The organism is Mameliella sp. MMSF_3455, assembly GCF_030733205.1.
Classification (GTDB): Bacteria; Pseudomonadota; Alphaproteobacteria; order Rhodobacterales; family Rhodobacteraceae; genus Antarctobacter.
The window spans coordinates 13,471-38,572 of record NZ_JASHJL010000020.1; the positions used below are offsets into that span (position 1 = coordinate 13,471).

General features: G+C 64.0%; 26 protein-coding genes. 10 read left to right on the forward strand and 16 right to left on the reverse strand.

What is annotated here, in order from left to right; all coding sequences use genetic code 11:
• Positions 1-11: 11 nt before the first annotated feature.
• Positions 12-398: an acyl-CoA thioesterase gene (locus tag RBB42_RS15430; protein WP_305972292.1), complete on the reverse strand. Its 387-nt coding sequence runs from the start codon at positions 396-398 to the stop codon at positions 12-14.
• Between the two features lie 187 nt (positions 399-585).
• On the opposite strand from RBB42_RS15430, the gene RBB42_RS15435 reads away from it, so the two are divergent.
• Positions 586-1,020, forward strand: a complete 435-nt coding sequence (locus tag RBB42_RS15435) for an RbsD/FucU family protein (protein WP_305972291.1) — start codon at positions 586-588, stop codon at positions 1,018-1,020.
• A gap of 313 nt (positions 1,021-1,333) precedes the next feature.
• Here RBB42_RS15435 and ureG read toward each other — a convergent pair whose 3' ends face one another.
• The 12 genes from ureG to RBB42_RS15495 all read right to left on the reverse strand — a co-directional run bounded on the left by ureG (position 1,334) and on the right by RBB42_RS15495 (position 8,765).
• A complete protein-coding gene (ureG, locus tag RBB42_RS15440) occupies positions 1,334-1,945 on the reverse strand; it encodes an urease accessory protein UreG (RefSeq protein WP_305972290.1) in 612 nt (203 codons plus the stop codon).
• A complete protein-coding gene (locus tag RBB42_RS15445; protein ID WP_305972289.1) occupies positions 1,942-2,583 on the reverse strand; it encodes an urease accessory protein UreF in 642 nt (213 codons plus the stop codon). The genes ureG and RBB42_RS15445 overlap by 4 nt, the downstream gene beginning before the upstream one ends.
• A complete protein-coding gene (locus RBB42_RS15450; RefSeq protein ID WP_305972288.1) occupies positions 2,573-3,049 on the reverse strand; it encodes an urease accessory protein UreE in 477 nt (158 codons plus the stop codon). The genes RBB42_RS15445 and RBB42_RS15450 overlap by 11 nt, the downstream gene beginning before the upstream one ends.
• Positions 3,046-3,633, reverse strand: coding sequence for a hypothetical protein (locus RBB42_RS15455; RefSeq protein WP_305972287.1), 588 nt, complete (start codon positions 3,631-3,633; stop codon positions 3,046-3,048). The genes RBB42_RS15450 and RBB42_RS15455 overlap by 4 nt, the downstream gene beginning before the upstream one ends.
• Positions 3,634-3,753: 120 nt before the next feature.
• Positions 3,754-5,466 carry an urease subunit alpha gene (gene ureC / locus RBB42_RS15460; RefSeq protein ID WP_305972286.1) on the reverse strand — a complete coding sequence of 571 codons (1,713 nt, stop codon included), beginning with the start codon at positions 5,464-5,466 and terminating at the stop codon, positions 3,754-3,756.
• Positions 5,467-5,517: 51 nt separating this feature from the next.
• On the reverse strand, positions 5,518-5,913 hold the full coding sequence (locus RBB42_RS15465; RefSeq protein ID WP_305972285.1) for a carboxymuconolactone decarboxylase family protein: 396 nt from the start codon (positions 5,911-5,913) through the stop codon (positions 5,518-5,520).
• Positions 5,913-6,218, reverse strand: a complete 306-nt coding sequence (locus tag RBB42_RS15470) for an antifreeze protein (RefSeq protein ID WP_305972284.1) — start codon at positions 6,216-6,218, stop codon at positions 5,913-5,915. Before RBB42_RS15470 ends, RBB42_RS15465 begins: the two co-directional genes overlap by 1 nt.
• A gap of 5 nt (positions 6,219-6,223) precedes the next feature.
• On the reverse strand, positions 6,224-7,045 hold the full coding sequence (locus RBB42_RS15475; protein ID WP_305972283.1) for a cyclase family protein: 822 nt from the start codon (positions 7,043-7,045) through the stop codon (positions 6,224-6,226).
• Between the two features lie 59 nt (positions 7,046-7,104).
• Complete coding sequence (locus RBB42_RS15480) at positions 7,105-7,413, reverse strand: urease subunit beta (protein WP_305972282.1); 309 nt, start codon at positions 7,411-7,413, stop codon at positions 7,105-7,107.
• Positions 7,410-7,574: a hypothetical protein gene (locus tag RBB42_RS15485; RefSeq protein WP_305972281.1), complete on the reverse strand. Its 165-nt coding sequence runs from the start codon at positions 7,572-7,574 to the stop codon at positions 7,410-7,412. The genes RBB42_RS15480 and RBB42_RS15485 overlap by 4 nt, the downstream gene beginning before the upstream one ends.
• 41 nt (positions 7,575-7,615) lie before the next feature.
• Positions 7,616-7,918 (reverse strand): urease subunit gamma, encoded by a 303-nt coding sequence (locus tag RBB42_RS15490; RefSeq protein ID WP_043135940.1) that lies wholly within the window; start codon positions 7,916-7,918, stop codon positions 7,616-7,618.
• A 4-nt stretch (positions 7,919-7,922) separates the two neighbouring features.
• A complete protein-coding gene (locus RBB42_RS15495; protein ID WP_305972280.1) occupies positions 7,923-8,765 on the reverse strand; it encodes an urease accessory protein UreD in 843 nt (280 codons plus the stop codon).
• 380 nt (positions 8,766-9,145) lie between these two features.
• On the opposite strand from RBB42_RS15495, the gene urtA reads away from it, so the two are divergent.
• The 6 genes from urtA to RBB42_RS15525 all read left to right on the forward strand — a co-directional run bounded on the left by urtA (position 9,146) and on the right by RBB42_RS15525 (position 16,994).
• Positions 9,146-10,426 carry an urea ABC transporter substrate-binding protein gene (gene urtA / locus RBB42_RS15500; protein ID WP_305972279.1) on the forward strand — a complete coding sequence of 427 codons (1,281 nt, stop codon included), beginning with the start codon at positions 9,146-9,148 and terminating at the stop codon, positions 10,424-10,426.
• Positions 10,427-10,532: 106 nt separating this feature from the next.
• Positions 10,533-12,476: an urea ABC transporter permease subunit UrtB gene (urtB, locus tag RBB42_RS15505; protein ID WP_305972563.1), complete on the forward strand. Its 1,944-nt coding sequence runs from the start codon at positions 10,533-10,535 to the stop codon at positions 12,474-12,476.
• Between the two features lie 207 nt (positions 12,477-12,683).
• Positions 12,684-13,847 carry an urea ABC transporter permease subunit UrtC gene (gene urtC / locus RBB42_RS15510; protein WP_305972562.1) on the forward strand — a complete coding sequence of 388 codons (1,164 nt, stop codon included), beginning with the start codon at positions 12,684-12,686 and terminating at the stop codon, positions 13,845-13,847.
• A complete protein-coding gene (gene urtD, locus RBB42_RS15515; RefSeq protein ID WP_305972561.1) occupies positions 13,844-14,587 on the forward strand; it encodes an urea ABC transporter ATP-binding protein UrtD in 744 nt (247 codons plus the stop codon). Before urtC ends, urtD begins: the two co-directional genes overlap by 4 nt.
• Before the next feature lie 89 nt (positions 14,588-14,676).
• The gene (gene urtE / locus RBB42_RS15520) at positions 14,677-15,375 is read left to right on the forward strand and encodes an urea ABC transporter ATP-binding subunit UrtE (protein ID WP_305972560.1); all 699 of its coding nucleotides are present in this window, start codon (positions 14,677-14,679) and stop codon (positions 15,373-15,375) included.
• Between the two features lie 170 nt (positions 15,376-15,545).
• A complete protein-coding gene (locus tag RBB42_RS15525; RefSeq protein WP_305972559.1) occupies positions 15,546-16,994 on the forward strand; it encodes a methyl-accepting chemotaxis protein in 1,449 nt (482 codons plus the stop codon).
• A gap of 15 nt (positions 16,995-17,009) precedes the next feature.
• On the opposite strand, the gene RBB42_RS15530 is transcribed toward RBB42_RS15525, so the two are convergent.
• A complete protein-coding gene (locus RBB42_RS15530) occupies positions 17,010-18,557 on the reverse strand; it encodes a trimethylamine methyltransferase family protein (RefSeq protein ID WP_305972558.1) in 1,548 nt (515 codons plus the stop codon).
• A 158-nt stretch (positions 18,558-18,715) separates the two neighbouring features.
• On the opposite strand from RBB42_RS15530, the gene RBB42_RS15535 reads away from it, so the two are divergent.
• Both RBB42_RS15535 and RBB42_RS15540 read left to right on the forward strand, forming a co-directional pair.
• Positions 18,716-21,142 (forward strand): FAD-dependent oxidoreductase, encoded by a 2,427-nt coding sequence (locus RBB42_RS15535; protein WP_305972557.1) that lies wholly within the window; start codon positions 18,716-18,718, stop codon positions 21,140-21,142.
• A gap of 82 nt (positions 21,143-21,224) precedes the next feature.
• Complete coding sequence (locus RBB42_RS15540) at positions 21,225-21,692, forward strand: DUF411 domain-containing protein (protein WP_305972556.1); 468 nt, start codon at positions 21,225-21,227, stop codon at positions 21,690-21,692.
• Between the two features lie 231 nt (positions 21,693-21,923).
• On the opposite strand, the gene RBB42_RS15545 is transcribed toward RBB42_RS15540, so the two are convergent.
• The gene (locus tag RBB42_RS15545) at positions 21,924-22,865 is read right to left on the reverse strand and encodes a hypothetical protein (RefSeq protein ID WP_306043399.1); all 942 of its coding nucleotides are present in this window, start codon (positions 22,863-22,865) and stop codon (positions 21,924-21,926) included.
• 277 nt (positions 22,866-23,142) lie between these two features.
• Between RBB42_RS15545 and RBB42_RS15550 the strand changes: the two genes are divergently transcribed.
• Entirely contained in the window at positions 23,143-24,105 is a 963-nt protein-coding gene (locus tag RBB42_RS15550; protein WP_305971419.1) for an aldo/keto reductase, read from the forward strand.
• A 42-nt stretch (positions 24,106-24,147) separates the two neighbouring features.
• Here RBB42_RS15550 and RBB42_RS15555 read toward each other — a convergent pair whose 3' ends face one another.
• The gene (locus RBB42_RS15555) at positions 24,148-24,966 is read right to left on the reverse strand and encodes a metallophosphoesterase (RefSeq protein ID WP_305971420.1); all 819 of its coding nucleotides are present in this window, start codon (positions 24,964-24,966) and stop codon (positions 24,148-24,150) included.
• Between the last annotated feature and the right edge of the window lie 136 nt (positions 24,967-25,102).

Below are 25,102 nucleotides of genomic sequence, written 5' to 3' on the forward strand. Positions count from 1 at the left end.
GCCCGGGGTCGTCAGGCCTCGGGCGGAACCATCCTCTTGTTGCCCTCCTCGTCGAGGGCAACATAGGTAAAAACCGCCTCGGTCACCTTCTCGCGCTTGCCGATCCGGTTGCGGATCACCCAGGCCTCCAGCCCGATCCCCATCGAGGTCCGGCCCACCCGCGCGACCCGGCCGTAGATTTCCAGCACGTCGCCGATCCGCACCGGGCGGATGAATTTCATCGCGTCCACCGCCACCGTGGCCACGCGGCCCTGCGCCCGTTCCCCGGCGATGATGCCGCTGGCCAGGTCCATCTGGCTGAGCACCCAGCCACCAAAAATATCGCCGCTGACATTGGCATCCGCCGGCATGGCCAGCGTCCGCAGGGTGGGATCGCCCTTTGGTGCCACCTGCTCCATTCCCTGTCTCCTTGCTGTCGCGCGCGGCGCCGTGCCCCGCCCCTGTCCCGACCATAGCCGGTTTTGTACAAAACGTCAGAAACCGCGTACGTTTTGTACGTTTTGTACAAGCCGTCCCGGGCCAAATGCCCTCTTGCGCCGGGCCGCCGGGGGCGTTTTCATGGTCAGGAATTCCGGAGGGTCCCCCATGCTGCGCAACATCCCCGCTATCCTCTCGCCCGAGATCCTGTACAGCCTTCGGGCGATGGGACACGGCGATGAACTCGTGATCGCGGACTGCAATTTTCCCGCCTATTCAATGGGCTGCAAGGTACACCGGCTGGACGGCCTGTCCGCCACCCAGGTCTTGCAGGCGGTGCTGACGGTCATGCCTCTGGACAGTTTCGTGAAAGACCCGGCACATACCATGCAGGTGGTTGGCGACGCCGAGGCAACCCCTGAGATCATCGAGGAATTTCAAACGCTTATCGATGAGTTCGCGGACAACCCGGCGCCGATCGCGACGCTGGAACGCTTTGCTTTCTACGATCGGGCAAAGACCGGCTTTGCCGTTATTCAGACTGGGGAATCAAGGCTTTACGGCAACATCATCCTCAAGAAAGGCGTCATCCCGCCAAACTGAACTGGCCGGTATGGTTTTCGTGACTGTCGGAAAAGGGCCCCTTCCCCCATCTTCAGAGACAGAAGAAGGAGCCCCGCCATGACCAAGCACAACCAGCCCCGCCCCGCACAGCCCACCATTCCCATCCCGGGCCGCACAAAGCCCAAGACCTACCAGTTCACCGACTGGGCCGCATTCTGAGCCGGACACGGCAACCCATTGATCAAAGATGTTTTTCCCGGCTCACCCCGGGGCAGATGCAAGACCCGCGGGATTGAGACACCCGCCTCCGGACCTCGGCGAGCGCGCCGCCAGAGGCCACCGAATTACCCGATCAGAGCCCTGCGATGTCCCGCAGTTGCGTCACGATCCCCTCGACCCCGTCCCCGCCTTTGAGTGCAGAGAACACGAACGGCCGCCCGGCGCGGACCCGCGTCGCGTCGCGCTCCATCACCTCCAAGGAGGCGCCGACATAGGGCGCAAGATCGGTCTTGTTGATGACCAGCAGATCCGACCGCGTGATCGCCGGCCCGCCCTTGCGGGGGATCTCTTCTCCGGCAGCAACATCAATGACATAGACCGTCAGGTCCGCCAGTTCCGGGCTGAAGGTGGCCGACAGGTTGTCTCCCCCGGACTCGATCAGGACGATCTCGACCTCCGGGTGTCGCTGGCGCATCTCGGCCACGGCCGCCAGGTTGATCGAGGCGTCCTCGCGGATTGCCGTGTGCGGACATCCCCCGGTTTCCACTCCGATCACCCGATCCGCAGGCAGGATCTGCATCCGCATCAGCGCTTCCGCGTCCTCCTGCGTGTAGATGTCGTTGGTGATCACGCCGATGGAAAAATCGTCTTTCAGGCGCTCGGCAAGCCGTGCGGTCAGGGTGGTCTTGCCGGCGCCGACGGGTCCGCCGATGCCGATACGCAAGGGGCCGTTCATCCGTGTCATGACTGGAATAGCCTTGGTTCAAGTGTTTCGTGTTTCATGGAAGCGACATCGGACAGAAAGGCACAGGAGGCCATGTCATCCAGTGTCTGCCCCTCGGTGCCTGCGGCCACCTCGGCACAAAGCGGCGCCAGCCGCGACATCACACCCTGCGCCGCGGTCTGTCCCAGCGGCATCAAACGCTGTGCCGCGGAAACGAGATTGCCCGCAAAGGACTGAAGGTAAAGCGCGATCACCGGTTCCACGGCCATGTCCAACTGCCGCGCCGCATCGCCAAGTGCCACAGGCAAGAGCATCGGCGGCAGGTCCAGCCGCCAGACCTCTGCCGTGACCTGGGCAAAGGCCGCGCCCTGCCGCTCTGCCTCGCGCAGGCGTTCGCGTGAAGGCTGCCAGGCGCGCGCCAGCGCATCAAGTTCCGCCACGGGCCGCCCCCCCTGCCAGGCCAGCCGGACCCAAAGCGCATCGGCCTTGCCGGACCCATCGCGCAGCACATCTGCCAACCATGCCTGCAGGCTGTCCGCATCCGTCACCCAGCCTTGCCGCACCGCGCTTTCCAGCCCGTGCGACCACGCGAAGGCCCCCACCGGGTAGGCAGGGGACAGCCATTGCGTCAGTGTCAGCAGGCGCGGATCAATGGGCATGGGCGCTGTGGCCGTGTTCGTGGCTGTGGGTGCGCCCGTGACCATAGGCGCCACCCTCTGGGGTGAAGGGATGCATGGCCTCCGTCACCTCGGCCCCGAGATGTTCCAGCATGTGCCGGATCACCGGATCGCGCCGGATCAACAACATGCCCTCGGCAATCTGGCAGGGCGTATGCCGATTGCCGATGTGCCAGGCAAGCTGCGGCAGGCTCGGCCCGCGCACTTCAAGGACTTCTTCGCTGGCGGCCGCCACCTCGATCCGACGTCCGTCAGCCAGCAACAGGGCATCCCCCGCGTCCAGCGAGGTGGTCTGCTCCAGATCGACAACAAAGGCCAGACCCGCCTCTGTCACCAGGCGCTTGCGCCGCAGGAACCGCGCCTCGTAGTCCAGGACAACCCGGTCCGCTGCCGGGGCCTGCCAGTTGCCCGCCTCTTCAAGGACTTGCGCAAGGGGGAGTTCGCTCACTCGATCACCTCGATGTTGGAATAATTGTAGCGGTCCGACCCGTCCGTGTAGTCGCTGCCCGCGTAGTAGGAAAAGCCGAAGGCGGGCAGGTAGTACAGCAGATCAACCGTGCCGCTGTCGTCAGGTTCGTAACGGATCTCGATCGGGATCAGATCGTATTCGCAGGCGCCAAAGTTGATCTTGGACAGCGGTCCGAAATCGTAGATCTGACGTTCCCTGTCGAGATCGCCAAGGTTGTTGATCGCCACGTCATAGGTCACCTGCCCGCCCGGTTCCGGCACCGCCAGTTCCTCTGCCCGGCCCGGAAAGGCATAGGTGACACGCGTGTCTTGTTCCGGCACCCCCTCGACCAAATCGACTAGTTCGACGAGGTAGACCCCCTGCGCCAGCAGGTTGCGTGTGACCAACCCGTCCGAGGCTGTATAGATCGCCTCGATCATGCCCGGCCTCACGCGTCGGTATTCCTCTGTATCGACGTCATCGACAGTAAAGCGGATGCCCTTGTCGATGTCCGATCCCACGGGACAACCCCAGGCCACGGGGGCAAGGAAAGCAAGGCCGGCGGCCAGGAACAAGCTGCGCATGTTCAAACTCCAATCCGTTGATCCGCGTCCGGTGACGCCCGGACCAAGATCATGTTGCGGGAGCCTCTGGCGGAGATCAAGCGACGGCCCGCAGGCGCGGGCACGCCCCTCCACGATGGGTCAAAACAGGAAATACCGTTGTGCCATCGGCAATTCGCTGGCCGGCTCGCAGGTCAGCAACTCGCCGTCGGCGCGCACCTCGTAGGTTTCCGGATCGACCTCGACCGTAGGTGTCGCATCGTTCAGAAGCAGGTCCTTCTTGCCGATGCCACGCGTGTTCCTGACCGCCACGGTTTCCTTCGCCAGCCCCAGCCCGGCGCCGATCCCCTCGGCCTGCGCCGCCTCCGAGACGAAGGTGACAGCAGAGTTTTCCACGCTGCGGCCATAAGCGCCGAACATGGGCCGGGTGTAGACCGGCTGCGGCGTGGGGATGGAGGCATTGGGATCACCCATCTGCGCGCAGGCGATGGTGCCGCCGATCAGCACCATCTCGGGTTTCACGCCGAAAAAGGCCGGGTTCCAAAGCACGAGGTCTGCACGTTTCCCTTCCTCGATGCTGCCGATCTCATGGCCGATGCCATGCGCAATGGCCGGATTGATCGTGTATTTCGCGATATACCGCCGAACGCGGAAGTTGTCGTTGTCGCCGGTCTCCTCGCTCAGGCGCCCGCGCTGCTTTTTCATCTTGTCAGCGGTCTGCCAGGTGCGGATCAGCACCTCGCCCACCCGGCCCATGGCCTGGCTGTCGCTGGCGATGATCGAAAAGGCCCCCATGTCGTGCAGGATATCCTCTGCGGCGATGGTCTCGCGCCGGATGCGGCTTTCGGCAAAGGCCACGTCCTCGGGGATCGCCTTGTCGAGGTGGTGGCAAACCATGAGCATGTCGAGGTGTTCTTCGAGCGTATTCACGGTAAAGGGGCGGGTCGGGTTGGTGGACGAGGGCAGGACATGCTCTTCGCCACAGATCTTGATGATGTCAGGGGCGTGGCCGCCCCCCGCACCCTCGGTGTGGAAGGCGTGGATGGTGCGGCCTTTCATGGCCTTCACGGTGTTCTCGACGAAGCCGGATTCATTGAGCGTATCGGTGTGGATCATCACCTGCACGTCCATCGCGTCGGCCACGCTCAGGCAGCAGTCGATGGCACCCGGCGTCGTGCCCCAGTCCTCATGCAGCTTCAGCGCGCAGGCGCCGCCCTTGACCTGCTCCTCCAGGGCTGCGGGCAGCGAGGCATTGCCTTTGCCCGCAAAGGCCAGGTTCATCGGGAAGGCATCCGCCGCCTGCAGCATCCGCCCAATGTGCCAGGGTCCTGGCGTGCAGGTGGTGGCCAGCGTGCCATGCGCCGGGCCGGTGCCTCCGCCAAGCATGGTGGTCAGGCCGGAATGCAGCGCGTCCTCGATCTGTTGCGGACAGATGAAATGGATGTGGCTGTCAAAACCGCCCGCGGTCAGGATGCGCCCCTCTCCGGCAATGGCCTCTGTGCCCGGGCCGACAACGATTTCGACGCCGGGCTGGGTGTCCGGATTGCCCGCCTTGCCGATCTTGTGGATACGCCCGTTCTTCAGCCCCACGTCAGCCTTGTAGATACCCGAGTGATCGACGATCAGCGCGTTGGTGATGACCGTGTCCACCGCGCCCTCGGCCCGGGTGGTCTGAGCCTGCCCCATGCCGTCACGGATCACCTTGCCGCCGCCGAACTTCACCTCTTCGCCATAGGGGCCGGTCAGGTCCTTTTCGACCTCGATGATCAGGTCCGTGTCGGCCAGCCGCAGCCGGTCGCCGGTGGTGGGGCCGAACATCGCGGCATAGTCGGAGCGTTTGATTGTGGCTGGCATCCTGTCCTCGTGCTTGTCATCGGCGGGAGCCAGTTGGCTCCGGACCGGGTCCTATTCCTTGAAAACCTCGTCCACGGGCACCTGCAGGGCGCTCGCCAGGGCGTTGGTATGGTTGGCCATGCCCATCACGGCCAAGAGCTCTCCGTACATCTCGGGCGTCATGCCCTTGGCGCGGGCCGCCGCGGTGTGAGAGTGGGCGCAATAGTCACAGCCATTGGTGCCGGAAACGGCAACATAGATCATTTCCTTGACCAGCGGATCCAGCGCGCCGGGCGCCATCACCGCCTTGAGCCGGTCCCATGTCGCCTTCAGCAGCGCCGGGTCATGCGCCAGGGCACGCCAGAAGTTGTTGATGAAATCCGTCCCGCGCACCGCGCGGATATCGTCGAACACCGCCTTTGCCTCGGCGCTCAACTCCTCGTCGGACAAAAGTTTGACCGTCGCCATTACATCCTCCACCTGGGTCCGCGCCGGGCCAACCGCAGCGCGTTGGCCCGGGTCTGGCGATGCAGCGGGGCCAGCGCGGCGCCAAGGGGATCTTCCCCTTTCCACGCCGCGCGGGACGCCAGTTCCATCGCCAGCGGGAAATTTATCGCCTTTTCGCGCATCATCCGTGTCGTCTCGGACGGGGTCACGGACCATAGCCCGGCCATCCCCAGGACGCGCATGGTCACCACCGCCTGCGCTTCGGCGGCCATGCAGGCACAGCGCGAGGCGGTGAGCCAGAGATCGAGAGGGGACAGCCGAACCATATGCGTCACACCATCGCAAAGACGCGGGCCGGGCCACCCGTGCCGCGTGCATGTTTCGGCGCGCCGACGATCAGCGTCGCGCCGGAGGCCGGGACATTGCCGAGGTTGGCTAGGTTCTCGATCCCGTAGCGATTGGTCGGCAACCATGCGTAATGCGCGTCAAAGCTGGCAGAGTTGCCGGGGTCCAGCGACAGCGTGTCCGTCGCAATGGCCCGCGCGCCCGTTTCCTCGACCAGCATCTGGGCCGCCTCGACGTGGAAACCCGGGAAATGCATGACTCCGTCGTCGTCCGCGTTGCGAAACCCGTCACTGCCGATCTTGGCGGACCACCCGGAATCCATCGCGACACAGGCCCCCTCGGGGATATCGCCATGTGCAGCGATCCAGGCCTTGAGGTCATCTGGCGTCACCGTCGTGTCAGCGTCTTCCGCCGCCCGGGCCGCGATATCCACCTTGACCAGCGCACAGACCAGGCTTTCGACCGGAATTTCATCCACCGAGTGGCCGTCAGCCGAAAAGTGCAAAGGCGCATCCACATGGGTGCCGGTGTGTTCATTGACCGTCAGACTGTACAGGTTGAACCCGTCATTGGCGAAATCGGCCCCCTTGTCGTAGGAAATCCCCGGCTCGCCGAAATAGGTCGGAAAGCTCTCGTCGTAGGTATGGGTCATGTCGACGACACCGCCACCGTGGCTGGCCGCCATCGCCGGTCTTGCGAGGCCGGTCCCCAGAACCGCCCCGGCGCCGGCAGCGGCCCCCGCCCTGAAGAACGAACGCCGCGACAGCATCCGGTCCTTGACAGAGTTCATCACGCACACATCGCACATGGTCTTTCCTTCCCTGGTTGGCTTCTGCAATCCGACCAGTCTGTGCCGACTCGGGCGTGTCAGTCCAGCGCGCCCATCACCTGCTGATTGAATCCGTAGATCTGGCGTGCCCCCGAAATCGGGATCAGGTTGACCTCGCGTGCCTGCCCCGGCTCGAAGCGCACCGCAGTGCCCGCCGCGATATCCAGCCGGCAACCGCGCGCGGCGCCCCGGTCGAAATCGAGCGCCGGGTTGGCCTCGGCAAAGTGGTAATGAGAGCCCACCTGCACCGGGCGGTCGCCGGTATTGGCCACTTGCAGCGTCACCACCTCACGGCCTTCGTTAAGGGTTAGGGTGCCCTCGGCCGGGAACAGCTCTCCGGGGATCATCTCCGACCCCAGGTGATCAGCCCCGCAACCACGATCAGTGCCACGGCGGGCAGCAGGCTCAGCCAGGTTTCGGCGCCATGCGGATGCATGTGCGAGCCGGGATGCGCCAGGGCGGGGGCGGCGGCCAACATTGCGACGCCGGTTGCGATCAGGTTCTTCATTCTTGGTCCCTCGTCTTTCTTCTCTCTGAAAATACTCAAAATCACCGGATCGGGTCGTGGACCGTCACCAGCTTGGTGCCGTCCGGAAAGGTGGCCTCGACCTGCACCTCGTGGATCATCTCGGGCACGCCCTCCATGCATTGTTCGCGCGTGATGACCTCGGCGCCCGCCTGCATCATGTCGGCGACGGACCGCCCGTCGCGAGCGCCCTCCACCACCGCATCGGTGATCAGCGCGATCGCCTCGGGATAGTTCAGTTTCACGCCGCGGCTCAGGCGCTTGCGGGCCACCTCGGCGGCCATCGCGACCAGAAGCTTGTCTTTCTCGCGCGGGGTCAGTTGCATGTCGTCACAGTCTCCAGGATGTCGGCAGGGTGTCCCGGCTCAGCCGGTCCAGCACGGGCAGCAGGCTGCGCCGCAAAGTCAGACTATCGCGCGCCAGCATCCGCAGGATCAACAGATCCTCGCGCATCAGGGACGCGCCGCAGGTATCGGGCAGCAAAGCCCGCAAAGCCGGCAGATGCGCCTCGGCGTCCGGCGCGACATAAACCAGGCTGGCCATCGCGCCCGCCCCGCCACCAAGCGCCGGCCCCTGCATCCGCGCCTCCAGGTCACCGTCCAACCGCACAGCGTCAAGGTAGATCGGCGCGCCCTCGCGCCAGACCTCTATCCGGTCATCGAAGTGCACGTCCTTAAGGCGTTCACCCATCGCGCTGCGGCCAAAGATGACCGGCTCGACCAACAGCAGACGCGCGTCCGCCGCCAAATCGATACGCAGGCGGCGTCTCAGCCGGGCACCTTCGAACAGGATCAACTCCTGCGGCAGCCAGTGCAGGGTCGCGCCCGTCACGGCCTCGAGCCGAGTCTCGACACGGGCAATGTCGGAACTGGCCTTGTAGGCCCGTTCCGCCGCCTGGGTCGTCAGGGTCAGGTGCGATCCCTGGCCTGCTGTGGCTGCAAGGTCCAGACGGTCGCCACCGGTCAACCCGCCCGATGTATTGATGACGATGGCCTCAACCCCAGACCCGCGGCGCGGAAACAGGGATCGCAGGCAACCGGAGGTGCGCAGCCGGTCGATCGCCGACTTGTCGCCGCGGGACTTGCTCGACAGATCCAGCGTGCCGCGCGCCCGGGGCAATGTTGCCGGCGTGGCAGCCCCTCCCGCCCGGTCCTTTCGCATGTGCAGTGTCATGGTCCCCCCGCGACCTCTTTCGGCACGATAGCGCCACTGGGGATCGCCGAATGCAACATGCTTGGGCATTTTTCCGGGCGGACAGGCAGAAGTTTCGCACAATAATTGGGCTGCATTGCCAGTTTAAGGTCAATAATTGTGCATTCTTCGCCGCGCACCTGCCAGTTCCCCGCCTGCGATTGACCGAAAGGCACCTGGACCAGATGACTCGAGGCGCCCAGGCCGCGCTGCTCAGGAGATGGACGGAAAGGGCGTGTGGCGACCGGTCAAGTTCGCACCTCGGTCAGGCCGCCACACTGGATGCAACAAATGGTTGCGGGGGAGGACCTAGTCGCTCGGAAACGTGGCGACAAGGGCCGCTGGCCCGCAGGGAGACAGGAATGAACCGTTTCACGAAACTTCTGTCCGGTGCTGCCGCACTGGCCATCATGGCGGGCGGCGCAAGCGCCCAGGACTGCACCATCAAGGTCGGCGTCCTGCACTCGCTGTCCGGCACGATGGCGATTTCGGAAACCACCCTGAAAGACACCGTGTTGATGCTGGTGGACGATCAGAACGAACAAGGTGGGCTGCTGGGCTGCGAGCTGGAGGCCGTCGTGGTCGACCCCGCGTCGGACTGGCCGCTGTTCGCCGAAAAGGCGCGTGAACTGCTGACCGTGCACGAGGTCGACGTGATCTTCGGCAACTGGACCTCCGTGTCGCGGAAATCCGTTCTGCCGGTGATCGAGGAGCTGAACGGCCTGCTCTTCTACCCGGTGCAGTACGAAGGCGAGGAATCGTCCAAGAACGTCTTCTACACCGGCGCCGCACCGAACCAGCAGGCGATCCCGGCCGTGGACTACTTCCTCGAGGAACTGGGCGTCGAGAAATTCGCCCTTCTGGGCACCGACTACGTCTATCCCCGGACCACGAACAACATTCTGGCCAGCTACCTGGCATCGAAGGGCATCGCCGAAGAGGACATCTTCGTCAACTACACCCCCTTCGGACATTCCGACTGGGGCACCATCGTTGCCGACGTCGTAGCCCTCGGCGAGGACGGCAAGCAGGTCGGCGTGATCTCGACCATCAACGGCGACGCCAACATCGGTTTCTACAAGGAACTGGCCGCAGCCGGCATCTCGGCCGACGACATCCCGGTCGTCGCCTTCTCGGTCGGTGAAGAAGAGCTCTCGGGCCTTGATACCGTGAACCTGGTCGGCCACTTGGCCGCGTGGAACTACTTCCAGTCCGCCGAAACCGAGGCGAACGAGGCATGGGTGGCCGCATGGAAGGACCGCATGGGCGACGACCGCGTGACCAATGACCCGATGGAAGCGCACTACATCGGCTTCAACATGTGGGTGAACGCCGTCAAGCAGGCCGGCACGACCGACGTCGACGCCGTCCGCACCGCCATGTACGGGCAGGAATTCCCGAACCTGACCGGCGGCACCGCGGTCATGCTGCCGAACCATCACCTGACCAAGCCGGTCCTGATCGGCGAGATCACCGAGGACGGTCAGTTCGACATCATCAGCCAGACCGATCCGGTGCCGGGCGACGCCTGGACCGACTTCCTGCCTGAATCGGCCGTTCTGAAGTCGGATTGGAAGGACCTCGGCTGCGGTATGTACAACACCGAGACCGAGACCTGCGTCCAGATCAAGTCGAACTACTGACCTGATCCCCGCCGGAGCGGCCGCCTGCCGCCCCGGCGACCAAGGTTCCGATTGGCGGGGCGGCCCGACCGCCCTGCCCACCCCCTCCCAAGACACAGGCTGACACATGCTCCGTGCCCTTCTTGCGGTTCTCCTGATCGCGTGGCTGCCCGCGCCCGGCTTCACCCAGGATCTGCAATCCCTCCTGCAAGAGCACCAGGCGGAAGTCGCCAAGCCCTCGCGCCGCACCGTCGCGCCTGTGCTCGAGGCGCTCTCTGCCTCCGGCCTGCCCGAGGTCCCGCGCTTCCTGGAACGCTGGCAGGACAAGGCCGTCTATGTCCGCGAAGAGGACGGCCTGTTCTTCTATGTCGAGGAAACGGGCGACACGCTGACCCTGCTGGACCTCTCCAGCGGAGATCCTGTTACAAGTGGCGTCGATCCGGACACTCTCGACCAGGTCAAACCGAACGGCGGTGTGCGCCGTGCCATCGCCGAGGCGCTGGTTCAGTTCCAGCTGTCCGACCCCGACATCACCAAGCGCCGTGACGCTGTCGACGCCATCGCGCGCGGGTTGGACCCCAGCCAGATCCCGCCGCTCTCTGCCTCTATCGACGGCGAAGCGGATGCCGCGCTGAAGACACGCAAGCAACGCCTGCTGAACTACCTTGTCGCCCGTTTCGGCGACACGCCCGAGGCCCGCATCGAAGCCATCGAGGCGCTGTCCTCGGACCTCAGTGTCGACGCCCGGGCCGTTCTGTCCCAGATCCTCGCCACCCGGACCGAAATTGCCGAAGACATCCCTGACGGGGCAAACGTCGCGCGTGTGCTGGAGCCCGGCACCGATCTGCCCGAGGCCGAGGCCTATGCCATGATCGGGGAACAGACCGACCTGCCTGCGCTGGTCGATGCCTCCTCGATCCGCACGACGCTGGAACGCCACGTCGAGGACGGCAAGGTCGGCGGCATCGCGGTCGGCCAGCTTGGCACGCCCGACCGGCGCCTGCGTGCCTATGACACCCTGGCCGAGGCCGGCACGCTGCCCCCCCGCGCCACGCCCGAGATCATCGCCGAAACCCTGGCCGCCTGGACCATCTACGAGGCCTACGAAGAGCCGGACAGCGCCATCACCGATGCCGCCGAAAGAACTCAGGACGCGGTCCAGACCCGCGTCGGGATGAGCCAGGCGGGCGATCTTGCGCTGGATGCGATCTCGCTGGCCTCGATCTATTTCCTTGCCGCCATCGGGCTCGCCATCACCTTTGGCGTCATGGGCGTCATCAACATGGCGCATGGCGAATTCATCATGATGGGCGCCTATACCGGCTACGTCGTCCAGCTCTTCATTCCCGACTACACGCTGTCGTTGATCGTCGCCCTGCCGCTGGCTTTTGCCGTGACCTTCGCCGCTGGCGTTGCAATGGAGCGTTTGGTGATCCGCTGGCTCTACAATCGACCGCTGGAAACCCTGCTGGCCACCTTCGGGGTCTCGATCGCCCTGCAACAGTTGGCCAAGAACATCTTCGGCACGCAGGCCCGTCCGTTGACTTCGCCCGAATGGCTGGACGGGGCGCTGGTATTCAACGACGTCATCGCGATCAGCTATATCCGCATCGCCATTTTCGTACTGGCGCTGCTCTTCCTGGCCCTTCTCCTTTTCATCCTGAAACGCACGCGGCTCGGGCTTGAGGTGCGCGCCGTGACCCAGAACCCGCGCATGGCCGCCTCGATGGGCATCAACCCCGACCGCATCAAGATGATGACCTTCGGGCTTGGCTCCGGCATCGCAGGCATCGCCGGCGTGGCCATCGGGCTCTATGCCAAGGTCACCTCGGAAATGGGCGCCGACTATATCGTGCAAAGCTTCATGACCGTGGTGGTCGGCGGCGTCGGCAATGTCTGGGGCACGCTCGCCGGTGCCTTCATGATCGGCACGCTGCAAAAGGGGATCGAATGGTTCAACCCGTCAAACACGCTGGCGGCACAGACCTACATGATCCTCTTCATCATCCTCTTCATCCAGTTCCGGCCCAAGGGCATCGTCGCCCTCAAGGGCCGCGCGGCAGGAGACTGAGACCATGCGCACCCTGTTCTGCAGCCACAGCAACGGCGTCCTGATCCCGCCAACACCCAGCGCCACCAGCGGCACGAGCGCGCGCGCCCCTGCATCACTGGGCGCGAAACATGACGGGCAAGGCCACAGGCCGGGGGCAGCACCCGTTGTTCCGCAACAACGCCCCCCTGCCCCCGACTGGAGCAATCCCAAGAACGGAGCGCCCAAATGAACCGCAGCTTCATCGCCCGAAACCCTTCGGTACTCTGGTTCCTCGCCTTCCTCGGGATCTTCACGCTGGCCGTCACCCTGATGGCCGAGGCGACCGGGACCGGCTTCATCTCGACCAGTTTCGTCAAGACCCTGGGCAAGACGCTCTGCCTCTGCCTCGTCGCCATCGCGATGGACGTCGTCTGGGGCTATTGCGGCATCCTCAGCCTGGGTCATTTCGCGTTCTTCGGGATCGGCGGCTACGCCATCGGGATGTGGCTGATGTACGCCCGTACCGAAACCATCGTCACCTACAGCATGGCCGCGCAGGTTGTCCCGCCCAGTCCGCAAGAGGTTTCCGACGCCATCGCCAGCCAGATCTTCGGCGTTGTCGGGGCCTCCGAGTTTCCGCCGATCTGGGCCTTTGCCCATTCGCTGCCACTGCAACTGCTGATGGTGGTGCTGGTGCCCGGCCTCTTGGCGCTGGTCTTTGGCTGGCTGGCCTTCCGCTCGCGCGTGACCGGCGTTTACCTGTCGATCCTGACCCAAGCCATGACGCTGGCGCTGTCGCTGTACCTGTTCCAGAACGACAGCGGGCTGCGCGGCAACAACGGCCTTTCGGGCCTGCAGAATATACCCGGCTTCGAATCGACGCCGCAAAGCATGGTCTCGATGGTCTTCTTCTGGGCCTCCGCCCTGGCGCTGGCACTGGGATACATCCTGTTTGCCTGGGTCGTCTCGGGCAAGATGGGCAGCGTGATCCGGGCCATCCGCGACGATGAAACCCGGGTGCGATTCCTTGGCTACCACGTCGAAAGCTACAAGCTCTTCGTCTTTACCCTGACAGCGGTGATCGCGGGCATCGCGGGGGCGCTTTATTATCCGCAGGCGGGCATCATCAACCCGGCCGAGATCGCGCCCATCGCCTCAATCTACCTTGCGGTCTGGGTCGCCATCGGCGGGCGCGGACGGCTTTACGGCGCGGTGCTGGGCACCGTCTTTGTCACCCTCGCGTCCAGCTGGTTCACCGGCGGTGGCGCCCCCGACATCGACCTCGGGTTCTACACGATCCAGTGGACGGACTGGTGGCTGGTGCTCCTCGGCCTCTCCTTCGTCGCCGTCACACTGTTTGCGCCGCAGGGCCTGGGCGGGCTGGTCGACAAGATTGCGAGAAAATCATGAGCAAGACCCTTCTCGAACTGTCCGGCGTCTCGGTCTCCTTCGACGGTTTCAAGGCGATCAACTCGCTGTCCTTCCAGATCGGAGAGCCCGAACTGCGCGCCATTATCGGCCCGAACGGAGCGGGCAAGACCACCTTCATGGACATCATCACCGGCAAGACCAAGCCGGACGAGGGCCATGTCCTCTGGGGGGACAAGGGCATTTCCCTGCTGGGCATGTCCGAATCCGCCATCGCCCGCGAGGGTATCGGCCGCAAGTTCCAGAAACCCACCGTCTTCGAGGCCCAGACCGTCCGAGAGAACCTTGCCATGGCGCTGAAGAACCCGCGTGGCCCCTTCGACGTGCTGCTCTACAAGAAGACGAAGCACGGCGCCGAGCGCATCGAGGAGATCGCCGAGCAGACCGGCCTCACCGACAGCCTCACCCGCCCCGCCGGAGAGCTCTCGCACGGGCAGAAACAGTGGCTGGAGATCGGCATGCTGCTGGCACAGGAACCACGGCTCTTGCTGGTCGATGAACCGGCTGCGGGCATGACCCCGGCGGAACGCGAAAAGACCACCGAAATGCTGGTCGAGGCGGCCAAGACCCGTGCCGTCGTCGTCGTGGAACATGATATGGAATTCGTCCGCCGGCTGAACTGCAAGGTCACCGTGCTGAACGAGGGTTCGGTGCTGGCCGAAGGCTCTATCGACCATGTCACCAGCAATCCGCAGGTGATCGAAGTCTACCTGGGCCGCTGAACGATGCGCGGCCGCTTCTTCTTTGTGAAATTACCCAGATGCGCCCCAGTCCACCCTCGCGGCGCCGGGACGACAGGAAAGCCCACCCCATGCTGAGCCTCTCCGACCTGACCCTGCACTATGGCCACAGCCAGATCCTCTACGACATCTCGATGGAGGCAAAGCCCGGTGCCGTCACATGCCTGATGGGCACCAACGGCGTCGGCAAGACATCCCTGCTCAAGGCGATTTCGGGCACACATGCACGGTCCGGCGGCGCAATGATGCTGGACGGGGCCGATATCGCCCGCACCACCCCGGCCCATGCGCTGGCGCGCGCCGGTGTCGGCTACGTCCCGCAGGGTCGCGATATCTTTCCCCTGATGACCGTGAAAGAGAACCTCGAGACCGGATATGCCTGCCTGCCCAAGTCGGAATGGGGCATCCCGGACGAAACATTCGAGCTTTTCCCGATCCTGAAGCAGTTCCTGGCCCGCCGCGGCGGCGATCTTTCGGGTGGCCAGCAACAGCAACTCGCGATTGCCCGCGCGCTGATCGCGCAGCCCAAACTGCTGCTGCTGGACGAGCCGACAGAAGGTATCCAGCCGAATATCATCAAGCAGATCGGAGAGGTGATCAAATACCTCCGCCAAAAGGGCGACATGGCCATCATCCTGGTCGAGCAGTTCTTCGATTTCGCTTACGATCTTGGCGATCACTTCGTGGCGCTGGAACGCGGCCGCGTGATCCACGATGCGCCCAAGGCGAACACCCCGCGAGAGGTCCTGCTGAAGAAAGTGTCGGTCTGATACGGGCATCGACCCGCTTGGGCCGCGAACCGTTTTTCTGCAGCTGCGAACGTGCGCAAGTTTAAGAAAACAAGGGCCGGGAAGCCCAAACGATGCCGCCGTTCTGGCAGGCTTGTTAACCTCTGGGCGCTTTAATCTGCTGTAACCACCGATCATTGACGGAACAGCAGATGACCAAGGACCTTCAACAGAAACTCGCGCATTTCCAGCTGGATGGCGAAAACGCAGATATGCTGCGTGAGGTCGGGGAACTTCTCAAACCCGAACTCGACGCGGTTCTCGAAGCCTTCTACAGGCGCGCGCAGGCCAATCCCCAAACCGCGGCCTTCTTCGACGGGCCGGAACGGATGGAATATGCCCGCAACGCCCAGAAAAAGCACTGGACCCGCCTGCTGTCGGGAGAGTTCGACGCTGAATACATCGCCTCGGTCGACCGGATCGGGCGCACGCACGCCCGGATCAACCTGCCGCTGGACACCTACATGTCCGCTTACTCGCTGGCCACGACCGACCTTGTCGCGGCCCTGTTCAAACGCATTCCGCGGCGCAAACGCAGCCGCCTGGCCGTCATGGTCGGCGTTCTGACCCGGGCCTTCGCGCTGGACATCGAACGGGTAGTCGAAACCACGTTCCGCATTCTCGCAGAGGAACAGACGGCCGCCTTTGGCCATATCAACACCGCGATCGAGAAACTGGCGCAGGGCGATCTGACCCATGTCATCCCCGGCCCCGAACACAGCGACTATCCAAGGCGTTTCGACGATGTGCGGACCAAGCTGAACGGCGCCACCGCGAACCTGCGGGAGACCATGACCCAGGTCACGGGTACGATGTCGAACCTGGTCAAGATCATCGAGGAAGTATCCGCCGCCGCCGACGACCTGTCGGAGCGCACCGCAAACCAGGCCGCATCGCTGGAAGAAACCGCCGCCGCGGTGCATGAACTGACCGAAAACGTCGCCAACTCTGCCCAGAACACCCAAGAGGCCAACCAGGTCGCCGCGACGGCCTCGCAGACTGCGCAAGAGGGCGCGCGCACGGTCGAGGAAGCCGCTGGCGCGATGACACGCATCCAGGCATCCTCGGACCAGATCACGCGGATCATCGGACTGATCGACGACATCGCCTTTCAGACCAACCTGCTGGCCCTGAACGCGGGCGTCGAGGCGGCGCGGGCCGGCAGTGCCGGCAGCGGCTTTGCCGTGGTGGCCGAAGAGGTGCGGGTGCTGGCCGGCAATGCCTCGGACGCCGCGCGCCAGATCACCGAGCTGGTCTCGAACAGTTCCAGGGAAGTGACCAGCGGCGTCGACCTGATCGACAATGCCGGACGCAATCTCAAGGCCATCGTCGAAAGCTTTGAAAAGGTGTCGGGGCTTGCTGCCGCGATCGCCACCGCCTCCAGCGAGCAGTCCACCGCCCTGTCCGAGGTCAACTCGGCGGTCAGCCAGATGGACTCGGTCACCCAGCAGAATGCGGCGATGGTGGAACAGACAACCGCCGCCGCCTCGATCATGCGCCAGAATGCCAGCGAAGTGGCCGCCGCGCTGGCCGGTCTCAGGATCGGCGAAACGGTTCTTCAACGCCCGAACCGGCCAACCGCGCAGAGCCAGGCCGCCTGACCGGCGCGCGCGAACTTACTGCAGGCAGGGAAAGGCGGCGCGGATCGCACTTTCCCGCGCCGCCTCCAGATAGACGGGCCGATGCGTGGCCAGAATTCGCTGCGCCTCGGCCTTTGCCCGCGTGCGCGCATCTTCGGCCCCGCCCATTTCCCAACTGCGAGGATCGCTGCGGTCTGCCAGGCGCGGATAGAGATAGTCCCGTTCCATTGCTGCGCGGGTCTGGTCGGCCCCCAGGAAATGCCCTTGGCCAAGGACTGCGTCCCGGATCGCCTCGACACCCAGCGTATCCTCGCTGACCTCGATCCCGCGCAACACCCTTTGAACCGCCCCCAGCATCTCGTTGTCCAGGACGAAACCTTCAAAGCTGGCACCCAGCAAAGCGGCGGTCATGCCCGCGCTCTCGTAGACAAGGTTGCCCCCGGCAAGCCCTGCCGCCAGCGCCGTCATCCCTTTTTCCATGCCGTACTGCGCATCCACCGCCTTGGCATCCGTCATCGAACAGGCCACGCCCGACGGCAGATTCAGCCAGTTCGACAATTGCGCCGAGGCCGCGTTCAGCAGGGCGACCTCTCCGCCGCCGCCCGAAAAGGCCCCCGTGCGCAGATCGACGACGAACGGCCAGTTGGAAAAGACCATCGGATGCCCCGGGCGGATGGCATGGACCATGACCAGGCTGGCCAGGGTCTCGGCCAATGACTGCGCAAGGAAGCCGGCCAGCGTTGCCGGCGCCGTCGCACCGGCCTGTGCCGCGGTGATGCAGGACAGCGGCATGTTGGCCGCGATGCAGGCATAGACCACCTCGACCGCGTCGGCCCCGTACCGCATCGGAGAGATCACCGGACTGATATGCGCCTTGAGGAAAGGGCGGGCGGAAAAGGCGCCTTCGCCTCCCAGCGCCATGTCCATCATCGCCACGACGGGCGCCACGTTTTCGGCCAGGGTAAAGGCGCTGGCCACCGGCTTTGTCGTCCCGGTCAACAGCGCGAAGGCGGTATTCAGGTCGAGGTCACGCGCAGAGGGCACATCGGTGGCGATACAGCAACGGGTGAACCAGCTGATGTTTTCCAACGCGTCCTGCAGACGGGTGAAGTCTCGCAGGTCCTGCAGGGTGGCCGCCCTGTAAAGACCGCTGTTCAGGTCCACGACCTGCACCGCCGCGCCGCCGGTGCCAAAATACACCCGGTCGCCGCCCACCTCGATATCGCGGGCGGGATCGCGGCCATGAAGGACAAAGCGCTTTGTCGCCCGGTCCACCGCCTCATCGACCAGAGCAGTCGGAAACAGCACCCGTGCGCCGCGCACCTCTGCCCCGGCGGTCAACAGATCGGCGCGCAGCCGGTCGGGCACCTCGCCCATGCCCAGATCGGCCAGCAGCCGCTTGGCAGCATCGTAGATCGCCGCCATGTCGGCCTCTGCCAGCGGCGCGTATTGCCCGCCCACCTGGCCCGGCGGTGCGGGACTGGCAGGTCCCTTGGCCCGTGCCGCATGGCGTGCAAGGCGACCGCCGGGCCGCATCCCCTCTCGCACCTGGCGCGGACCGCGCTGATCCTTGTCGACATCCATGCCACTCACTACGGGCTGCGCCGCGTCCCATGACAAGCCGCCGCGTGCACCTGAAGGCTTTCCAAAACTCCTTTTTCGAGACGCTTAAGTCACGAAAGCCGCCTTGCCCAAGAGCAGGAGTTTGCCCCCGATTGGCCGCAACAGCAGGAGGCCCGCACATGAAGACCACCACTCGCGCCGTCGTCATCGGCGGCGGTATTGCCGGATGTTCGACGCTCTACCACCTGACGCAGGAGGGGTGGACAGATGTCATGCTGCTGGAACGGGATGAGCTGACCTCGGGCACCACATGGCATTCCGCGGCGCAGGTGACGAATTTCGGCATGACCCAGACCATGGTCGGCCTGAAGAGCCATTCCATCGCGCTGTACAAGGAACTGGCCGAAGACCCCGACTATCCGATCACCTACCACCATGCCGACGGCGGCATCCGCCTTGCCAACACGGAGGCGCATATGGACGGCTACCGCCATTTTGCCAGCATGGCGCGGGGCATGGGAGTCGAGTTCGAAGTAATCGACGCCGCCGAATGCGCCCGCCGCCACCCGCTGATTTCCACCGACAACTTGATCGGCGGCCTCTGGGATCCGCTGGACGGCGACATCGACCCGGCGCAGCTGTGTCAGGCGCTCGCACGCCGGGCGCGCAAGGCGGGGGCAGAGGTTCACCGCAACACCCCCGTCACCGCCCTGCGCCAACTGCCCGATGACACCTGGGTCGTCACCACCCCAAAGGGCGAGATCCACGCAGAGGTGGTCATCAATGCCTGCGGCTACCGCGTGAACGAGGTCGGCGCCATGATGGGCGTGCACCACCCGGTCATGTCGATGGAACACCAGTATTTCGTGACCGAGGAAATCCCCGCCATCAAGGAAGCGGGCCACCGGATGCCACTGCTGCGCTGCCCGATCTCGGACTACTATTCGCGGCAGGAAAAGAACGGGTTGCTGGTCGGTTTCTACGAACAGGACTGCAAGACATGGGGCATGGACGGGATCGACCCGAACTTTGTCAACGCGCTCTGCCCCGATGATCTGGACCGCGTGATGGACGTGCTTGAGGGGGCCTTTGCCCGTATGCCCGCCCTGACAGAGGTTGGCATCACCACGGTCGTCAACGGCCCCATCACCTATACCATCGACGGCGCGCCGTTGGTCGGCCCGATCCCGGGCAAGCGCAACGCCTATTGCATCATCGGGCTGCGCGCCGGTCTGGGCGAGGGCGGCGGCCACGGCTGGCTGCTGGCGCAGCAGATCGTGCATGGCGAGGCTTGTTACGACACATGGGTCATCGACCCGCGCCGCTTTGCCGGCCACGCCAATGTCGAACTTTGCGCGCGCTACGCCGTGCAGGACTACCAGAACGAATTCCGCTTCCACTTCCCCAATGAACACCGCCCGGCGGGCCGGATGGCAAAGACCACGCCCCTGACGCCGATCCTGCAGGCCGAAGGCGCGCATTTCGGCCCCGTCAACGGCTGGGAACGGGCAGAGGTCTTTGCCCCCGGCATCCACATCACCCCCAGCTTCCGCTTTGACGAGGCGCATGACGCCGTGGCCGCCGAGGTGGGTGCCGTCCACACCGCTGTCGGTCTGTGTGAGGTCAACGGCTTTAACCGGCTGGAAATCACCGGCACCGACCGCCACGCCTTCCTTGACCGGCTCTGCTGTGGCCGGGTGACAAATAGGGACGGCCGCGTTGGCCTCGGCTACCTGTTGAACGACCACGGAATGATCAAGGCCGAGGCGACTTTCGCCAACCTGCCCGCCTCTGACCGGGGGCCTGCCCGCGTCTGGTACGGCTCTGCCGCCGCGTCCGAATTCCACGACATGGACTGGCTGAGGACACACAAGCGCGCCGATGAGGACGTGCAGATCCGCAGCCTGACCAACGATCAGACCATCCTCGTCCTCGCCGGGCCAAAGGCGCGCGACGTGCTCGCCGCCACCTCTCGCGGCGACTGGTCGGCCGCCGGTTTCCCCTGGCTCTCCGCCCGCGAATGTTTCATCGGCTATGCCCCGGCGACCGTTCTGTCCGTCAGCTTTTCCGGCGAACTCGCCTATGAAATCCACGTCCCCAACGCCTCGCTCTTTGCCGCCTACACCGCCCTGCGTGAGGCTGGCGACAAGCACGGCCTACGCCTTTTTGGCAGCCAGGCGGTCGACTCCATGCGGCTCGAAAAGGGCTTCCTGCACTGGAAAGCCGACCTGCTGACCGAATTCACCCCGTTCGAGACCGGGCTGGACCGCTTCGTGAAACTCGACAAGGAGTTCATCGGCAAGGAGGCCCTGCTGAAACGGCAAGCCGACGGCCCGCGCAAATGCCTTGTCACCCTCAGCCACACCGCCACCGACCGCCGCGCCGCGCCCGGTGCCTCGATGATGATGGGCGACAAGGTTGTCGGCACCGTGACCTCGGGCGCCTACGGTTTTCGCACCGGGCTGAACCTTGCGCTCGGCTTCGTCGACCCGGACCTGGCCACGCACGGCACAAAGATGGAGCTTGACCTGCTGGGAGAGCGTTTCACCGCAGAGGTCATCACGCCCAGCCCCTACGATCCCGCGATGACGTTGCCGCGAGGATAGGCCACCGGTCTTGACCTTCCCCCAACCGGAACCTCTATCTCGACCGCCAGAACCGGAAGGAACCACAAAGGGAATGCGCGTCATGACCAATACTGTCCACCGCCGGGGCCTCCTCTTGGGGGCTTTGGCCATGATCCCCCTACCCGCCGCGCTGCGCGCCGCTGCACCGGAAATTCATGTGCTAAAGGACCGCAACTGTGGTTGCTGCAGCGCTTGGGTCAAGATCCTGCGCCAGGAGGGGTTTTTCGTCACGACAGAGGACACGCACAACGCCGCCCTGATCCGCTACAAGATGGACAACGGCATCCCGCCCGCGATGACCTCTTGCCACACGGCGCGCATCGACGGCTACCTGATCGAGGGCCACGTCCCCGCCGCCGACATCCGCCGCCTGCTGGCCCAACGCCCCGACGCGCGCGGACTTGCCGTCCCCGGCATGCCCTACGGCTCCCCCGGGATGGGCCCAGAGTCACAACGCGAGGCCTACGACGTCCACCTCATCCGCCGCAACGGCACGACAGAGGTCTTCACCCACTACGAGGGGGCTTGATCCCGTCCGGCGAGATACGTCACCTCGGCGATGCATGTGCCTCCAAACATTACTGGCAGTCTCGGTTTCGTCTTGTGGCGTGTCACGCACACCGCAGAATATGGGCAGAACCCCGTCGAGCTTGCGAAAAAACACAATCGCCTAAAGTGGACCATGTAAGACATGTAAGAACTGCATGCCCGGCACTGGCTGGCTCAGCAGTGAGCATGCGCGCATCGTATAGATTCAATTTCAATTGCCACTACCGGTTTTTGCATACGCATACCAATCATCAAGTTTTTGGAACGGCGAATTTTGGACATAGTCACCCGGCCAAAGCCCGTATGTTCTTATCGCCGCCAAACCCTTGTTTGCGTCAACACGCACCACGCATTGGGCCATAGCTTCGGCTTCGTAACCCTGTACCCGGTACTCGATGACGCCACCCGAAAGAACACGGGTCTGGACTCGCTCGCAGGCATTCGGATACCGCGACATTTCGAACCAATGGTCGCAAGCGGTGCAAACTTGGGCTTGCGTCCATTCCGGGGCCTGAAATCCAAAGACTTTGATACCCAATGCCTTTGCGCGCTCAGGCCTGTCGATTTCATAGAACTCGCCAGGACCTTTCTCTAGAATTTGGATCAGCATGTCATTCGGGAAAACACCTTGGTAGCCAAAGCGCCCCTCTACAGTGCCCAGCCGCATCATCAGGGCGACGGCCTCGGTGCCTACCCTGAAAGCTTCTGCAATAGACTGCTCAGTGTATTGTCCTCTGGGCGGCAACGCATAGGGCGCATGAAATCCCAAACGCGCCTTCTGGTGCTTCGACCGAATGGGAACATGGATTTCTTCAAATTGACTGGCTGCCACGAAGATCAAGGCACAGGCGGACAAGCATTCTGCGCCCTCTTCAAGTCGGGTTCCGATCCATCCGCCGTCAAGACGCTCAGCAATACTGATTGCCTCGGAAAAGCTCCCGCCTTGTGAGTCCAGGCAAAGTATGTCGGTATGATCCGGGGCAAGGTTCCATAGCCTTTGAGCATCCCCGTACACAATCTCCCCCTTGAAAAGAATCGTGCACACCCGGTCGTCTATTCTCTTGATTTCAGCAGCTTGCGCTATTCCCGAGATCATCACAATCAGTGCAATTAAGAAAATGTTTCCGGCGACTTGCTTCAAACAGCGTGCCAATCCTTTGACTCCCTCGACATGAACCGAAAAAACGAATGCACCAGTTTCGGGCAGGAGACCAGAGTCAAATAGGAACAGAATGAACGAGAGATTTGGCCACAAGCCGCACGTGGGCGCCAAACCGTACATTTGCTGACGAATGGTATAACCGCCTCTGCCCCCCTTGCTTCCGCATTCCCCCTTACCTGCCCACGCGTGCACACCCGAACGCCCCCCTTGCCACACGGGCCCGATCCGGTCACAAATCGCCAAAACCCCGGACACTCAGGAGGCCCCTATGGCCCGCTACGCCCTCGGCAAGACCGATCTCGAAGTCACAGAGCTTTGCTTCGGTGCCTCCGCCCTTGGCGACATGCCCGACACCTACGGCTATTCCGTGAGCGAAGAGCGCGCCCGCGCAACGGTCGAAGCCTTCTTTGACGGGCCGGTAAATTTCCTCGACACGTCGCGCAATTACGGGTTCGGTCGGTCAGAGGAACGCATCGGCGCGGTCATCAAGGAGCGCGGCGGCCTGCCCGAGGGCTTTGTCCTGTCGACCAAGCTGGACCGCGACATGGAAACCGGCCGCTTCGACGCCGCCCGTGTGCGCCAATCGCTGGAGGAAAGTCTGGCGGCCCTGAACCTGGACAGCATCCCGCTTTTGCATCTGCACGACCCGGAACATGCCCGCGACCTGGGCGAGATCACCGGTGAGGGCGGTGCTTTGGACGAATTGTTCAAGCTCAAGGAAGAGGGGCTGGCGGAGGCCGTCGGCCTTGCGGCGGGCCGGCTTGACGTGATGGACCCGATCTTGCGGGCCTACCCTTTCGACGCGCTGATCTCGCACAACCGGTTTACGCTGCTGAACCGCTCGGCGGATGCGATGTTCGACTATGCCTATGACAATGACATCGCCGTGCTGAACGCCGCGCCCTTTGCCAGCGGCGTCCTGGCCAAAGGCAGTGCCGCCATGCCGCGTATCACATACCAAAAGGCCGACGAGGCGGCCCTAGCCCCGGTCCGCGCCATCGAGGAGGTCTGTGCCCGCCACGGCGTACCCACCGGGCCGGCGGCGCTACAGTTCTCGCTGCGCGATCCGCGCATCACCTGCACCGTGGTTGGCGTGTCAAAGCCCGAACGCGTGCAGCAAACGATCGACTGGGCCGCGATGAAACTGCCAGAGGCACTTTGGGACGATCTGTCGAAACTGCCTTTCTCGGACGAGGATCCCGAAGCGAACCGCGACTACAAGCCGGGCTGAGATCGCCGAGAACCGTCGGGCGGATTTGCCCGACGCCCTCGATCAGGCCTCCCTAGCCCAGTCTTCCCAGTCGTTGCCGTGCCAGATCACCTCGCCGTCCCAGGCAAAGGGGATCTGGTGCACCACCACGTCCTCGCCCCGCATGAGCACGACGCGATAGGATGGCTCCAACGGCCCCATGCCTGAGAGCTTCGAGGGCGACAGGTTCGGGATCACCTGGTGCACGGTCGAGGCAACGCCGGAAAAGGGAATGCCCGCCAGCGTGCCGGACAGGGGCTCATGCACATGTCCAAAGAAGATGTGCACGATCTTGTCGCGGTGGGCTTTCAGCAAGGTCCGTAACCCGGCCTGGTCGCGATCGTTCAGCGACAGCATGTCCGAGGACGGATCGCCCAGATGCAGCGGGTTGTGGTGAAAGAACAGGAACGCGCGGTCGCATCCTTCCAGCCGCGCCGCAAGCCAGTCCTGCCGCGCCTTGCAGAAATGGCCGGCATGGCTCTGCCGCTGGACGGTGTCGCAATAGATGAAACGCCCTTCGCGCAGGTCCTCGGCATGGTTGATAAAGCCAGCCTCGTCGCGCGGATGATCGGGGAACTGGTCCAGGAAGACTGCCCTGTCGTCGTGGTTCCCCACCATCAGGCGCACCGGGATCGGCAGCACCCGCAGCGCCTGTTTCAGCGCCGCATAGGCCTCGGGATCGGCCCAATGCGTCAGGTCTCCGGTGATCACCAGCCGCACCGCATCCGAATGATGCTCGGCGATATGACCAAAGGCGCGCGCCAGACGTTCGTGCGGATCGATCCCTTCGATCAGCATGCCCGGCACGCCCAGGTGAATATCCGACATATGGATGAATTTCATGACACGCCCCCGCACGATTCGGCACGACCCTATGACAGGCGGATCACAGGATCACGACAGGCGCGGCATCAGCGGACGGCGGGCATCTACGGCTTGCATGTCATCCGCACACAGGCCAATGACACCGGCAAATTGA